The sequence below is a fragment of the Serratia sp. ME47 genome (genome assembly GCF_903970925.1).
GTDB classification, from domain to species: domain Bacteria; phylum Pseudomonadota; class Gammaproteobacteria; order Enterobacterales; family Enterobacteriaceae; genus Serratia; species Serratia ureilytica.
This window is the reverse complement of sequence record NZ_CAJCKE010000044.1, coordinates 13,037-25,876: the sequence shown is the minus strand read 5'-3', so window position 1 is coordinate 25,876 and position 12,840 is coordinate 13,037. Positions and strand designations below refer to the sequence as shown.

Annotated in this window: 17 protein-coding genes; 6 read left to right on the top strand and 11 right to left on the bottom strand. The window is 55.6% G+C overall.

The window, feature by feature from the left end; genetic code table 11:
- The first annotated feature begins 374 nt into the window (after nt 1-374).
- The gene (locus tag H7A77_RS24475) at nt 375-917 is read left to right on the top strand and encodes a gamma carbonic anhydrase family protein (protein ID WP_033645236.1); all 543 of its coding nucleotides are present in this window, start codon (nt 375-377) and stop codon (nt 915-917) included.
- Nucleotides 918-959: 42 nt separating this feature from the next.
- Here the strand turns inward: H7A77_RS24475 and aroE are convergent, their stop codons facing one another.
- The 5 genes from aroE to dprA are packed head-to-tail and all read right to left on the bottom strand — an operon-like array spanning nt 960 to nt 4,504.
- On the bottom strand, nt 960-1,778 hold the full coding sequence (gene aroE, locus H7A77_RS24470; RefSeq protein WP_182074769.1) for a shikimate dehydrogenase: 819 nt from the start codon (nt 1,776-1,778) through the stop codon (nt 960-962).
- An 11-nt stretch (nt 1,779-1,789) separates the two neighbouring features.
- Nucleotides 1,790-2,359, bottom strand: a complete 570-nt coding sequence (gene tsaC / locus H7A77_RS24465; RefSeq protein WP_033645237.1) for an L-threonylcarbamoyladenylate synthase type 1 TsaC — start codon at nt 2,357-2,359, stop codon at nt 1,790-1,792.
- A gap of 7 nt (nt 2,360-2,366) precedes the next feature.
- Complete coding sequence (locus H7A77_RS24460; RefSeq protein ID WP_182074768.1) at nt 2,367-2,912, bottom strand: type I DNA topoisomerase; 546 nt, start codon at nt 2,910-2,912, stop codon at nt 2,367-2,369.
- A gap of 25 nt (nt 2,913-2,937) precedes the next feature.
- Entirely contained in the window at nt 2,938-3,411 is a 474-nt protein-coding gene (smg, locus tag H7A77_RS24455; RefSeq protein WP_025160381.1) for a DUF494 family protein Smg, read from the bottom strand.
- Nucleotides 3,383-4,504 (bottom strand): DNA-protecting protein DprA, encoded by a 1,122-nt coding sequence (gene dprA / locus H7A77_RS24450; protein ID WP_046898644.1) that lies wholly within the window; start codon nt 4,502-4,504, stop codon nt 3,383-3,385. Before dprA ends, smg begins: the two co-directional genes overlap by 29 nt.
- Nucleotides 4,505-4,637: 133 nt before the next feature.
- Here dprA and def point away from each other — a divergent pair, with 133 nt between their 5' ends.
- The 5 genes from def to mscL all read left to right on the top strand — a co-directional run bounded on the left by def (nt 4,638) and on the right by mscL (nt 9,455).
- Nucleotides 4,638-5,147, top strand: a complete 510-nt coding sequence (def, locus tag H7A77_RS24445) for a peptide deformylase (RefSeq protein ID WP_015379260.1) — start codon at nt 4,638-4,640, stop codon at nt 5,145-5,147.
- A gap of 17 nt (nt 5,148-5,164) precedes the next feature.
- Complete coding sequence (gene fmt, locus H7A77_RS24440; RefSeq protein WP_182074767.1) at nt 5,165-6,109, top strand: methionyl-tRNA formyltransferase; 945 nt, start codon at nt 5,165-5,167, stop codon at nt 6,107-6,109.
- Nucleotides 6,110-6,181: 72 nt separating this feature from the next.
- A complete protein-coding gene (gene rsmB, locus H7A77_RS24435; protein WP_182074766.1) occupies nt 6,182-7,471 on the top strand; it encodes a 16S rRNA (cytosine(967)-C(5))-methyltransferase RsmB in 1,290 nt (429 codons plus the stop codon).
- Nucleotides 7,472-7,524: 53 nt separating this feature from the next.
- Complete coding sequence (trkA, locus tag H7A77_RS24430; protein ID WP_004929716.1) at nt 7,525-8,901, top strand: Trk system potassium transporter TrkA; 1,377 nt, start codon at nt 7,525-7,527, stop codon at nt 8,899-8,901.
- Nucleotides 8,902-9,038: 137 nt separating this feature from the next.
- Nucleotides 9,039-9,455: a large-conductance mechanosensitive channel protein MscL gene (gene mscL, locus H7A77_RS24425; protein WP_033645241.1), complete on the top strand. Its 417-nt coding sequence runs from the start codon at nt 9,039-9,041 to the stop codon at nt 9,453-9,455.
- A 58-nt stretch (nt 9,456-9,513) separates the two neighbouring features.
- Here the strand turns inward: mscL and H7A77_RS24420 are convergent, their stop codons facing one another.
- The 6 genes from H7A77_RS24420 to rpsD form a co-directional block, all read right to left on the bottom strand.
- Complete coding sequence (locus tag H7A77_RS24420; RefSeq protein ID WP_004929720.1) at nt 9,514-9,720, bottom strand: alternative ribosome-rescue factor A; 207 nt, start codon at nt 9,718-9,720, stop codon at nt 9,514-9,516.
- 74 nt (nt 9,721-9,794) lie between these two features.
- Nucleotides 9,795-10,226 (bottom strand): Zn(2+)-responsive transcriptional regulator, encoded by a 432-nt coding sequence (gene zntR / locus H7A77_RS24415; protein WP_016930321.1) that lies wholly within the window; start codon nt 10,224-10,226, stop codon nt 9,795-9,797.
- On the bottom strand, nt 10,226-10,600 hold the full coding sequence (locus H7A77_RS24410; protein WP_033645242.1) for a DUF1992 domain-containing protein: 375 nt from the start codon (nt 10,598-10,600) through the stop codon (nt 10,226-10,228). Before H7A77_RS24410 ends, zntR begins: the two co-directional genes overlap by 1 nt.
- 148 nt (nt 10,601-10,748) lie before the next feature.
- Nucleotides 10,749-11,138 (bottom strand): 50S ribosomal protein L17, encoded by a 390-nt coding sequence (gene rplQ, locus H7A77_RS24405; protein WP_004929726.1) that lies wholly within the window; start codon nt 11,136-11,138, stop codon nt 10,749-10,751.
- A 40-nt stretch (nt 11,139-11,178) separates the two neighbouring features.
- A complete protein-coding gene (rpoA, locus tag H7A77_RS24400) occupies nt 11,179-12,168 on the bottom strand; it encodes a DNA-directed RNA polymerase subunit alpha (protein ID WP_002919219.1) in 990 nt (329 codons plus the stop codon).
- Nucleotides 12,169-12,193: 25 nt separating this feature from the next.
- Nucleotides 12,194-12,814, bottom strand: coding sequence for a 30S ribosomal protein S4 (gene rpsD, locus H7A77_RS24395; RefSeq protein ID WP_004929729.1), 621 nt, complete (start codon nt 12,812-12,814; stop codon nt 12,194-12,196).
- Nucleotides 12,815-12,840 lie beyond the last annotated feature (26 nt).

The following is a 12,840-nucleotide window of genomic DNA, read 5'->3' as shown; positions in this document are numbered from 1 at the left end:
CACACAGATTGTCTGATAAATTGTTAAAGAGCAGTGAGTTAGGCGCTTTCGCTTGCTAACTCGAGGTGGCGTATATTACGCTTTCCTCTTTCAGAGTCAACCCTAATTTTCAGGATTTTTTCTCTTTCTTCCCGGCCGCTGTGTGAAGTGAATCACTTGCGCCGTGTCGATGGAGGCGCATTATAGGGATCCGAGTTTTTTGCACAACCCCTTTTTTGATCTTTTCTTTCTGTTTGCACACTTTTCAGCCCTTCCGAGTGGATCTTGTGCGATCAGGGCCATTTTCCGCAGGATCCGGCGCTGCGATTGGTTGTAATTCCATCGCCAGAGTCTAGTATTGCCGGTAAATATGATCCCGACGTGAGGCAAGCACCATGTCCGATGCAGTACGTTCTTATCTTCAATACACCCCCAAACTCGGTCAGCGCGTCTTGATCGATCCTTCCAGCGTCGTCATCGGCGACGTCGATCTGGCGGATGACGTCAGCATCTGGCCGCTGGTCGCCATTCGGGGCGACGTCAATGCGGTAAAGATCGGCGCACGCAGCAATATACAGGACGGCAGCGTACTGCATGTGACTCACCGCTCCGAACATAACCCCGACGGTTATCCCCTGTTGATTGGAGAAGACGTGACCGTAGGCCATAAAGCGATGCTGCACGGCTGCGCCATCGGCAACCGGGTGCTGGTCGGTATGGGATCGATCCTGCTGGACGGTGTAGTAGTAGAAGACGACGTGATGATTGGCGCCGGCAGTTTAGTGCCGCCGGGCAAACGCCTGGTCAGCGGCTATCTCTATATGGGCAGCCCGGCACGCCAGGTTAGGCCGTTGACCGCCGCCGAGTTGGAAGGATTGCTTTATTCTTCGAACAACTATGTACGCTGGAAAGATGAATACCTGTCGGAAGACATCTGACGGGAACCCCGTTCTCTATAAATAAAGAGAACGGGGCAGGATTTATGCCGCCAGTTCGCTGCGCAACTGGCGCAATACCGGCTCAATCTCTGGCATCACTCCATGCCAAAGCAGGAAAGCATGCGCCGCCTGCCCCACCAGCATGCCCAACCCATCGGCATATTCCGTTGCCCCCTGCTGCTGCGCCCAGGCCAGGAATGGCGTAGCGCCCTGCTGATAGAACATGTCATAGCAACGAGTGTGTGCATTAACTACGCCCGCCGGCAACGCCGGGATCTCTCCGCTGATGCCGGACGCCGTCGCATTGATCACCAGTTCGAACGCTTGCTGATCCAATTGATCCATCGGCGTCGCCGAGATCTCCCCCAGATGCCGAAAAGCGTCTGCCAACGCCTGGGCTCGGCTGAAGGTGCGGTTGGTGATCGTTAGCCGACAGCCGAAAGACAGCAGCGGCAGGATCACGCCGCGCGCTGCGCCGCCGGCGCCCACCAGCAGGATGCGATCCTGCGGCCGGATCAATTGCTGACGCTGTAGATCGGTCAGCAACCCGATGCCGTCGGTGTTATCCCCCAACAGCTCGCCATTAGGCAATACCTTCAGGGTGTTGACCGCACCGGCCATCGCTGCGCGCTCGCTCAGCTCAGAAGCGGCCGAATAAGCACGCTCCTTGAAAGGCACCGTGACGTTCGCCCCCAGCCCTCCGGCGCGGATAAACGCCTGCAGGCTGGTTTCAAAACCGTCTAACGGCGCCAACACCGTCCCATAAGGATGCTCAATGCCGGTCTGGGCAGCAAACAGCGCATGAATTCGCGGCGACTTGCTGTGGCCGATAGGGTTGCCAAATACCGCAAACTTCTCCATGCCCATTACCTCTAGCCCTGACGGATCTGTTCGCCGGTCAGAACGTCTCTGATTTCGGAAGGATTAAGACGGCCACCCACCTTGCCACGCAATACCGGGAAAGCTTCGCCGAACTGCCGCGTGACCTCATCCGCACTGCGGCATGGCTCCAGCCCACTGAGATTGGCGCTGGTCGACACCAGCGGCTTGCCGTACTGCCGACACAGCTGCTGCACCAACGGATGATCGCTGACGCGCACCGCCAGCGAGCTGAAGCGTCCGGTCAGCAAACGCGGCGTCTCCGGCCTAGCGGGCAAAACCCAGGTTACCGGCCCAGGCCAGCTGGCAAACATCGTCGTGCGCTGCTGTTCGCTGAGTGCACTGTCGTCGATATAAGGCTTAAGCTGTGCATAGTCGGCGGCGATCAAAATCAGCCCCTTTTCCCACGGCCGCTGTTTCAGCGCCAGCAATGCATTGACCGCCTGCTCGCTGTCGGGATCGCAACCCAGGCCGAATACGGCTTCTGTGGGATACGCAATCACCTGCTGTTGATGCAAAGCATCGATGATAGATAAAAGGTTCGGGCTTAATTCTGAGTTCATGATGTGATTATTCTGTAGTCGCGACGGGTTTTCCGCACAGCTTGCTGGCACAGCACAGGACGGGGCCTTTTGCCGTGCGCTTTTCCATCAGCAGCGGATAATGGCAATAGGCGCACTCACCGGCGACAGGTTTAACATTGAGGGCAAACTGGCATTCCGGGTAACGATCGCAGGAATGAAAAACTTTGCCGTAACGCGACTTGCGCTGCAGCAGTTTGCCTTGGCCGCATTGCGGACAGGTAATGGCGGTTTCGTCAGGCTTATCGATCACTTCAGTGTGATCGCACTGCGGATAATCGCTGCAGCCGATAAACATGCCATAGCGCCCCTGGCGCAGCACCAACGTCGCCTGACATTTCGGGCACTGTTGCCCATCCAAGACCTTAACGATATGTCCATCGGCCTGCGTTTTCAGCGGCCGAATATATTGGCATTTAGGGTACTGGGAACAGCCGAGGAAGGGGCCGTGGCGACCGCTACGGATCACCAGTTCGGCCCCGCATTCCGGACAGGGTTCATTTTGCCTGGCGGCAAAAATCGCGTTTTTTGTCATAACGTCTTCTATGCGCGTTATCGGCTCAATGCAGATAACCTTCGTTCACTTCAAACAACAGTTCTTCCATTTGCTGATAGGCGCTTTCATATCCGGGGATATTAAACAGCACCATCAACACGACCCATTTCAGATCTTCGAGATCGAATTCCGCATTATCCAAAGCCATAACGCGGTCGATAACCATTTCACGGGTTTCGAGGTTCAATACCTGAATCTGTTCCAGGAACAGGAGAAAACCACGGCAGCCGGCGTCCAGACGTGCACCTTCTTCTTCGGTGTAGATCCGCATTGCCAGCGGATCGGCATCCATAAAGTAAGGGGCATTTTGACCCTCTTGCAGGTCAGCCAACTTCTCAAGCCAATTCAACGCGTTGTAGATATCATCCCGATGAAACCCCGCCTGAGCGAGATCATCGGTCAGTTGATCCTGATCGACGCGCATCTCTGGTTCATTGTGGATATAAGTTTCAAACAAGTACATGAGTACGTCGAACATGGCTTGCCCTCCTTATTCGGACATAGCCGCCGGGTACAGCTGCGATCCACCCTGCTAACTCCAGCTCGAGTAACTTGATTACCACCACTGGCACAGGTTGGCCGGCACGTTCAGCGACGACGTCAACAGGTGTCACCTCATCTCCTACGTTAGCCAACACATCGCCAAATGGCAATTCAACTTCAGCCTGCGACGCACAAATAGTTGTATTTTCGTTCAGTGACAGCCATTGAAGGCCGCTTCCCAGCAATTCGGCGATATCTTTCGGCCCGGTGACCAGATGTGCGCCCTGCTGGATTAACCCATGCGTCCCCTCACTCATCGGGTTTCCTAATGGCCCTGGCAAGGCGAACACCTCACGCCCCTGCTCCAACGCGTAGCGAGCCGTCACCAGGGTACCGCTGCGCAGCGAAGCTTCTATGACCAGAACCCCCAGGCTGAGCCCGCTGATAATGCGGTTACGGCGTGGGAAATGGTCGGCCAGAGGCAAATCGGTAACTAAATGATCCGAAATCACGGCGCCGCCCTGCTCGACTATCTGCTCCGCGAGCCGGCGGTGCCGGCGCGGATAGATATTGCCCAGCCCGCTGCCCAACACCGCAATCGTGCAGCCATCGGCCGCCAGCGCCGCACGATGGCAAATGCCGTCGATGCCGATCGCCAAACCGCTGGTGATGGTGAAACCGCAACGCGCCAACTCCTCGGCGAAATGGTTCGCCCAACGCTCGCCGTAATGGCTGAACTGCCGGCTGCCGACCATAGCGAGCTGAGGTTGCAACAGCACCCGAGGATCGCCCTTGATCAGCAGAAACAGCGGCGCGTCGTCGATCTGAGCCAGGTTTTCAGGATAGCCGGCCGCCCCATAGTTCAGCATACGGTGCGCCGGCTCCTCCAGCCAACGCAGGGTGGCCGCCAGATAGACGGGATCCACCCGGTTGAACTGTGCCTGCTGCCGTTCGTTCAATCCCAGCTCATGCAACACGCGGCGAGGCTCGCCACTCATTTGCGATAACTGTCGCACGAGCCGACTGGCCACGACGGTCTGTAGCCCCGTGACTCCCCGCATCCGTAAAGCGATCTCTTCCGGCCGCATCGTCTGTTCCCTCAGCAAAAACGGTGGTATTGCCAATCTGAGCAATTGGTGCGCAATGCTGTCAATCAGGTCGGGAAATGTCTAGAATAGAGGTTAAACCTCGTTCATTACTCGGATACAGATCTAAAGATATATGTCAGTCTTGCAGGTATTACATTTCCCAGACGAGCGTCTGCGCAAAGTCGCAGCGCCGGTAAAAGAAGTCAATGCAGATATCCAGCGCATCGTGGATGATATGTTTGAAACCATGTACGCAGAGGAAGGCATTGGCCTGGCTGCGACTCAGGTGGATATCCATCAGCGCATTATCGTGATCGACGTCTCCGAGAATCGCGATCAGCGCCTGGTGCTGATCAACCCGGAGCTGCTGGAAAAGAGCGGCGAAACCGGCATCGAGGAAGGCTGTCTTTCCATTCCCGAGCAGCGTGCGCTGGTGCCACGCGCCGCGCAGGTGAAGATCCGCGCGCTGGATCGCGAAGGCAAACCTTTCGAGCTGGAAGCGGACGATCTGCTGGCAATCTGCATCCAGCACGAGATGGATCACCTGATGGGTAAACTGTTCGTCGATTACCTGTCGCCGCTCAAGCGTCAGCGCATTCGTCAGAAACTGGAAAAAATGGCCAAGCTTCAAGCCCGCGCCTAACCGATCAGGAAATCAACGTGTCTGACTCTTTACGGATTATTTTCGCCGGAACACCAGACTTCGCAGCGCGTCATCTTGACGCGCTGTTGTCATCTGAGCACCAGATTGTCGGCGTATTCACTCAACCCGACCGTCCGGCAGGCCGCGGCAACAAGCTAACGCCCAGCCCGGTCAAAATGCTGGCCGAACAACACCAATTGCCGGTATTTCAGCCTAAATCGCTACGCCCTGAAGAGAACCAGCGTCTGGTGGCGGATCTCAACGCCGACGTGATGGTGGTGGTGGCCTACGGGTTGATTCTGCCTCAAGCGGTGCTGGATATGCCGCGTCTTGGCTGCATCAACGTACATGGTTCGCTGCTGCCTCGCTGGCGCGGCGCGGCGCCGATCCAGCGTTCGCTCTGGGCCGGTGACAGCGAAACCGGCGTGACCATTATGCAGATGGATGTCGGTCTCGATACTGGTGACATGATGCACAAGATCGCCTGCCCGATTGAGAGCAGCGATACCAGCGCCAGCCTCTACGACAAGCTGGCGCAGCTCGGCCCGCAGAGCATGCTGACGACGCTGCGCCAAATGGCCGACGGCAGCGCCACCCGCGAAGTGCAGGACGAGTCGCAGGTCACCTACGCCGAGAAGCTGAGCAAAGAAGAAGCTCGCCTGGATTGGACACTGTCCGCCGCACAGCTGGAGCGTTGCATCCGCGCCTTCAACCCTTGGCCGATAAGCTACTTCACCATCGATGAGCAACCGGTGAAAGTGTGGCAGGCCAGCGTTATGGCGGAAAGCGCCAACGCGGAGCCGGGCACCGTTGTCCATGCCGACAAGCACGGCATTCAGGTGGCGACCGCCGACGGTATCCTCAATCTGATCCAACTGCAGCCCGCCGGCAAGAAACCGATGTCGGCGCAAGACCTGTTAAATTCACGTCGTGAATGGTTTACCCCGGGTAACCGGCTGTAAGTCACCCCACTGCCCGGCCGTTCATCGCCGGGCCGTTATTTTCTTAATGCCGATCGTTATCAGCTTCAGCCTATGAAAAATAATTACAATCTCCGCAGCATCGCTGCCAAAGCCATCGGCCAGGTGCTGGATCAAGGGCAGTCACTGAGTACTGTCCTGCCGGCGCTGCAAACCTCCATCAGCGATAAAGACCGCGGGTTGCTGCAGGAACTGTGCTTCGGCACGTTACGCGTACTGCCGCAGCTCGAATGGTGCATTCAGCAATTAATGGCCAAACCGCTGACCGGCAAGCAACGTACACTTCACTATTTGCTGATGGTCGGCTTGTATCAGCTGCTGTATACCCGTATCCCGGCGCACGCCGTACTCGCAGAAACCGTGGAAGGTGCGGTGGCGCTGAAACGCCCACAGTTGAAAGGTTTGATTAACGGCGTCTTGCGGCAATTCCAGCGCCAGCAGGAAGAACTTCTGCAGCGCGCCGCCAACAATGACAGCCGCTACCTGCACCCGGGCTGGTTGCTGAAACGCATCCAACAGGCTTATCCCGCCAACTGGCAACAGATCGTCGACGCCAATAACCAGAAGCCGCCGATGTGGCTGCGCGTCAACCGCCTGCATCACACCCGTGAGGCTTACCTGCAGCTGCTGACCGACGCCGGCATCGCCGCGGAGCCTCATGCAGACTATGCCGACGCCGTGCGGTTGCTGGCACCTTGTGCCGTGACCGATCTGCCAGGGTTCGCCGACGGCTGGGTCACCGTGCAAGATGCCTCAGCCCAAGGCTGTGTTGATCTGCTGGATCCACAAGACGGTGAACAGATCCTCGATTTGTGCGCCGCGCCCGGCGGCAAAACCACGCATATTCTGGAAGCGGCGCCGAAAGCACAGGTTATGGCCGTCGATATCGACGAACAGCGTCTGGCGCGGGTGAAAGAAAACCTGCAGCGTCTGCGTTTACACGCAGAGGTTAAACTGGGCGATGGCCGCACACCGCAGCAATGGTGCGGTGACAAGCAGTTCGACCGTATCCTGCTGGACGCGCCTTGTTCGGCCACCGGCGTGATCCGCCGTCATCCCGACATCAAATGGCTGCGCCGCGATCGCGACATCGCCGAACTCGCCGCCCTGCAGGCCGATATCCTGGAAGCCGTCTGGCCGCATCTGAAATCAGGCGGCGTAATGGTTTACGCAACCTGCTCTATTCTGCCGGATGAAAACAGTAGCCAGATCGCCGCGTTCTTGCAGCGCCATGCCGATGCCAAGCTGGTTGAAACCGGCGATGCGCAGCGGCCGGGACGGCAGAATATCCCGCATCCCGAGGACGGCGATGGCTTCTTTTACGCTAAGCTGATTAAAATGTAATTCTTCAGGGTGCGTACGCGCCCTAAGTCTTTCAGTGTGAAGCAGAGAACACGATGAAAATAATTATTCTTGGTGCCGGGCAGGTTGGCGGGACGCTGGCGGAAAACCTGGTAGGTGAAAACAACGATATCACCGTCGTCGATACCGACTCCGGCCGGTTGCGTCAGCTGCAGGATAAATTCGATCTGCGAGTGGTTCAGGGACATGGTTCTCACCCCCGGGTGCTGCGCGAAGCCGGCGCAGAAGACGCCGACATGCTGGTCGCCGTCACCAACTCCGACGAAACCAACATGATCGCCTGCCAGATCGCCTATTCTCTGTTTAATACCCCCAACCGTATCGCCCGTATCCGCGCGCCGGAATATATCCGCGAGTCGGAGAAACTGTTCCTGCCGGAAGCGGTGCCGATCGACCATCTGATTTCGCCGGAGCAGCTGGTCATCGACTATATCTACAAGCTGATTGAATACCCCGGCGCGCTGCAGGTGGTCAACTTCGCCGAAGGCAAGGTCAGCATCGCCGCGGTTAAAGCCTATTACGGCGGCCCGCTGGTCGGCAATGCGCTCTCTTCGATGCGCGAACACATGCCGCATATCGACACTCGCGTCGCCGCCATTTTCCGCCAGGATCGGCCGATTCGTCCGCAAGGCTCGACCATTATCGAAGCCGGTGATGAAGTGTTCTTCGTTGCCGCCTCACAGCACATTCGCGCGGTGATGAGCGAACTGCAACGGCTGGAAAAACCTTATAAGCGCATCATGATCGTCGGCGGCGGCAACGTCGGCGCCGGCCTGGCCGCCAAGCTGGAGAAAGACTATAACGTCAAACTCATTGAGCGCAATCAGCAACGTGCCGCCGAACTGGCCGAGCAGTTGCACGATACCATCGTGTTCTATGGCGATGCCTCCGACCAGGAACTGCTGGCCGAAGAGCACGTCGAGCAGGTGGATGTCTTCATCGCCATCACCAACGACGATGAGGCCAACATCATGTCGGCCATGCTGGCCAAGCGCATGGGCGCCAAGAAAGTGATGGTCTTGATCCAGCGGCGCGCCTATGTCGATCTGGTACAAGGCAGCGTGATCGATATTGCCATTTCACCGCAGCAGGCAACCATCTCCGCGCTGCTTGGGCATGTGCGCAAAGCGGATATCGTCAGCGTTTCATCGCTGCGCCGCGGCGTGGCGGAAGCGATCGAGGCGATTGCCCACGGCGATGAAAGCACGTCCAAAGTGGTTGGCCGCATCGTTGAAGATATCAAGCTGCCACCGGGTACCACCATCGGCGCTATCGTTCGTGGCGACGACGTCATCATCGCTAACGGCAACAGCAAAATCGAACAGGGCGATCATGTCATCATGTTTATTACCGACAAGAAATTCGTGCCGGACGTTGAACGCCTGTTCCAACCGAGCCCGTTCTTCTTGTAGAACGAATTTATTTGGCGATGGTCTATAATCGCGTAGTTGTTCTCTGCCTGGAGAGGAGATAAAACTTCTCTCCTTTTGTGGCAAAGGGAAATTGCTTTGTTAAACTTGAGTTATTAATTCTGCAAGGGGTGCGTTCTATGAGTATGTTGAAAGAGTTTCGCGAATTTGCCATGCGCGGCAACGTGGTCGATCTGGCCGTCGGTGTGATTATCGGCGCCGCGTTCGGCAAGATTGTTTCATCCTTCGTCGCTGATATCATCATGCCTCCGCTGGGCTTACTGATCGGCGGTGTCGACTTTAAACAGTTCCATCTGGTATTACGTGAAGCTCAGGGCGCCGTACCGGCGGTGGTAATGAACTACGGTTCATTCATCCAAACCGTATTTGACTTCGTGATTGTCGCCTTCGCCATCTTCCTGGCGATTAAATTGATGAACAAAATGCGCCGCAAACAAGAAGAAGCTCCGGCAGCGCCGCCAGAACCTACTGCAGAAGAGAAACTGCTGACGGAAATCCGTGATTTGCTGAGCCATCAACAGCAGCCAAAACTGTAAGACAGCATTTGGTTATGCCAATAAAAAGCCACCGGATGAAGGTGGCTTTTTTAATGCCTTAAAACCAGAAGGCCAGTGGTAAATTATCGTTTGATAGTTTGCCACTGGCCTCCCAGTTACCGCCTTTGTTGTGTTTTTCTTTACGCCGATAGCTGCCTTTACCTTTCACATTCTTTTCTACCCGCTGACGGAATAGCGGATCATGCAGCAGCGCCTCAATGGCGTTATCTTGAATCTGGCCTTTGGTGTGACGATATTTCGTCATGATAATGCTCCTGTAAAATATGAGGGATAAAACGGGGCGATAATACTGCCGGCGATATAAAAATTAAAGTGCCGTCAGCAACCTTTTTTGCCTTTGTCATCGCTGGCGCCCTGTTCCAAAGCTTCCAGGATCGAACAGTAGTTGCTGGTATGGGCGGTACCGCAGCAGGCGTCGCTCAGCCGTTTCAACGATTCACGCATCCGGGTCAGCTCCGCCAACTTGCTTTCCACTTCGCTCAGGCGCGCATCAACGATAGACTTCGATTCCTGGCAGGTGTGATGTTCCGGATCGACCCGGATCGACAGCAGCTCGGCGATCGTTTCCAGAGTAAAGCCTAACTGCTTGGCATAGCGGATAAAACGCAGCCGCTGCAGATCCTGCTCGGTGTACAGCCGATAACCGCCTTCAGTACGGACATTGTGATCCATCATGCCCTGCTTTTCATAGTAACGCACGGTATCCGGCGTCACTTCGGCAAGCTTGGCCAACTGACCTATCTTGAACATTACTTCTCCTCTCGGGTGAGTTTACCGTCCAGCGCACGCTGATATTCGCCATGCAAGAAGTCCGTGCTCATTCCAGCGTGACGTAACCGATGTTCCAGCAGCGCCATGCGCTTGCTGAGATCGACATAGTCCGGATGCTCACTGTTGATCCCTTGCAGTAAGTGAGCAACGGTTAATGCCTCTTTGCGATCTTCCAGCGCCGGCGGCAAATAACCGGCATTTTTCAGCAGGCGGTAACCGGCGCGTAGCTCAGCAGGCACCGCGCTGTCATCGTCCAGCACGAGCGGTTGTCCCTGGCCGGGCAGATTGTCGAACTCGCCTTTATCCTGGGCATCAAGGATATGACGTTCCGCCCATTGGTCGAGCAACCCCATAACAGACAGCCTCAGTGAGCTTATTGAATGAGTCTAAGCATAACGGATAGGAGCGGGGATCTTAAGCTCGGCGGGGGAATTGAGCACATTTGGCTGGATTTGGACGTAAAAAAACCGGGCAAGCCCGGTTTTTTTACGCGTCTACAGATTACTCTGCAGTTGCTACTTCTGCTTGAGACTCAGCACGATCAACCAGCTCGATGTATGCCATCGGCGCGTTGTCGCCTGCGCGGAAGCCACACTTCAGAATGCGAGTGTAACCACCGGCACGGCTCGCGAAACGCGGGCCCAGCTCGTTAAACAGTTTTGCCACGATCTCGTTATCACGAGTACGGGCGAATGCCAGACGACGATTAGCTACGCTGTCGGTCTTGGCAAGAGTAATCAGCGGCTCAACAACGCGACGCAGCTCTTTTGCTTTTGGCAGGGTCGTCTTGATGATCTCATGACGAACCAAAGAGCCGGCCATGTTACGGAACATAGCCTGGCGATGGCTGCTGTTACGGTTCAGTTGACGACCACTCTTACGATGGCGCATGACCTTATCCTTCTCAGTAAAACCTTAACCTGTGATCCGGTTACTCGTCAGCAATGCTTGCCGGCGGCCAGTTTTCCAGGCGCATGCCCAGAGACAGACCACGTGAGGCCAGCACGTCTTTAATCTCGGTAAGAGATTTTTTACCCAGGTTTGGCGTTTTCAGCAACTCAACCTCGGTACGCTGTACCAGATCACCGATGTAGTGGATAGCTTCTGCCTTGAGGCAGTTAGCAGAGCGGACAGTCAATTCCAGATCGTCAACAGGGCGCAGCAAGATCGGATCGAATTCCGGTTTCTCTTCTTTAACTTCCGGCTGACGTACATCACGCAGGTCAACGAAAGCTTCAAGTTGTTCAGCCAGAATGGTGGCCGCACGGCGGATCGCCTCTTCAGGATCGATCGTGCCATTGGTCTCCATCTCGATGACCAGCTTATCCAAGTCAGTACGCTGTTCTACACGCGCAGCTTCAACATTGTAGGCGATACGCTCTACAGGGCTGTAGCAGGCGTCAACCAACAGACGACCGATTGGGCGCTCATCTTCTTCCGAATGAATTCGGGCAGAAGCCGGCACATAACCGCGACCGCGCTGAACTTTGATACGCATGCTGATAGCCGCGTTCTCATCAGTCAGGTGGCAGATCACGTGCTGAGGCTTGACGATTTCGACATCACCATCATGGGTGATGTCGGCAGCGGTCACAGGGCCAATGCCAGATTTATTCAGGGTAAGAATAACTTCGTCTTTGCCTTGAACTCTCACCGCCAGCCCTTTCAGGTTGAGCAGGATCTCCAGGATATCTTCCTGTACGCCTTCTTTGGTGCTGTACTCATGCAGTACACCATCAATCTCAACCTCGGTCACCGCGCAACCCGGCATAGATGAAAGCAGAATACGGCGCAGTGCGTTGCCAAGAGTATGGCCAAAGCCACGCTCTAAAGGCTCAAGGGTCACCTTGGCGTGCGTCGAACTGACTTGCTCGATATCTACCAGGCGCGGTTTTAGAAACTCTGTCACAGAACCCTGCATTGTGTCCTCTCTTTGGTACTAAGCTTTACTTGGAGTAAAGCTCGACGATCAGGTGTTCGTTAATGTCCGCAGACAGATCGGTACGTTCAGGCATACGCTTGAACACGCCTTCCATCTTAGCAGCATCAACTTCCAGCCAAGTCGGCTTTTCACGCTGCTCAGCCAGCTCCAGAGAAGCTTTAACACGAGACTGCTTTTTAGCTTTCTCGCGGATGCTGACTACGTCATTCGGAGATACCTGATAAGAAGCGATGTTAACAACGCGACCGTTTACCATAACTGCTTTGTGGCTAACCAGCTGACGTGACTCTGCACGAGTAGCGCCGAAGCCCATACGGTAAACAACGTTGTCCAGACGACCTTCCAGCAGCTGCAACAGGTTTTCACCGGTGTTGCCCTTCAGGCGGGTTGCTTCTTTGTAATAGTTACGGAATTGACGCTCCAGAATGCCGTACATACGGCGAACTTTCTGCTTCTCACGCAACTGAACACCGTAATCAGACAGACGCGGTTTACGCGCACCGTGCTGACCAGGTGCTTGTTCAATTTTACACTTGGAATCGATCGCGCGAACGCCAGACTTAAGGAACAGGTCTGTGCCCTCACGACGGCTCAGCTTGAGCTTAGGACCCAAATATCTTGCCATTTTCTTTCTCCAACAATCCTAAAAGC

Bases quoted from the DNA above. Each gene is read 5' to 3' on its own strand.
- H7A77_RS24475 (WP_033645236.1), top strand. From the start codon at position 375: ATGTCCGATGCAGTACGTTCTTATCTTCAATACACCCCCAAACTCGGT.
- aroE (WP_182074769.1), bottom strand. From the start codon at position 1,778: ATGGAGAAGTTTGCGGTATTTGGCAACCCTATCGGCCACAGCAAGTCG.
- tsaC (WP_033645237.1), bottom strand. From the start codon at position 2,359: ATGAACTCAGAATTAAGCCCGAACCTTTTATCTATCATCGATGCTTTG.
- H7A77_RS24460 (WP_182074768.1), bottom strand. From the start codon at position 2,912: ATGACAAAAAACGCGATTTTTGCCGCCAGGCAAAATGAACCCTGTCCG.
- smg (WP_025160381.1), bottom strand. From the start codon at position 3,411: ATGTTCGACGTACTCATGTACTTGTTTGAAACTTATATCCACAATGAA.
- dprA (WP_046898644.1), bottom strand. From the start codon at position 4,504: ATGCGGCCGGAAGAGATCGCTTTACGGATGCGGGGAGTCACGGGGCTA.
- def (WP_015379260.1), top strand. From the start codon at position 4,638: ATGTCAGTCTTGCAGGTATTACATTTCCCAGACGAGCGTCTGCGCAAA.
- rsmB (WP_182074766.1), top strand. From the start codon at position 6,182: ATGAAAAATAATTACAATCTCCGCAGCATCGCTGCCAAAGCCATCGGC.
- trkA (WP_004929716.1), top strand. From the start codon at position 7,525: ATGAAAATAATTATTCTTGGTGCCGGGCAGGTTGGCGGGACGCTGGCG.
- mscL (WP_033645241.1), top strand. From the start codon at position 9,039: ATGAGTATGTTGAAAGAGTTTCGCGAATTTGCCATGCGCGGCAACGTG.
- H7A77_RS24420 (WP_004929720.1), bottom strand. From the start codon at position 9,720: ATGACGAAATATCGTCACACCAAAGGCCAGATTCAAGATAACGCCATT.
- zntR (WP_016930321.1), bottom strand. From the start codon at position 10,226: ATGTTCAAGATAGGTCAGTTGGCCAAGCTTGCCGAAGTGACGCCGGAT.
- H7A77_RS24410 (WP_033645242.1), bottom strand. From the start codon at position 10,600: ATGGGGTTGCTCGACCAATGGGCGGAACGTCATATCCTTGATGCCCAG.
- rplQ (WP_004929726.1), bottom strand. From the start codon at position 11,138: ATGCGCCATCGTAAGAGTGGTCGTCAACTGAACCGTAACAGCAGCCAT.
- rpoA (WP_002919219.1), bottom strand. From the start codon at position 12,168: ATGCAGGGTTCTGTGACAGAGTTTCTAAAACCGCGCCTGGTAGATATC.
- rpsD (WP_004929729.1), bottom strand. From the start codon at position 12,814: ATGGCAAGATATTTGGGTCCTAAGCTCAAGCTGAGCCGTCGTGAGGGC.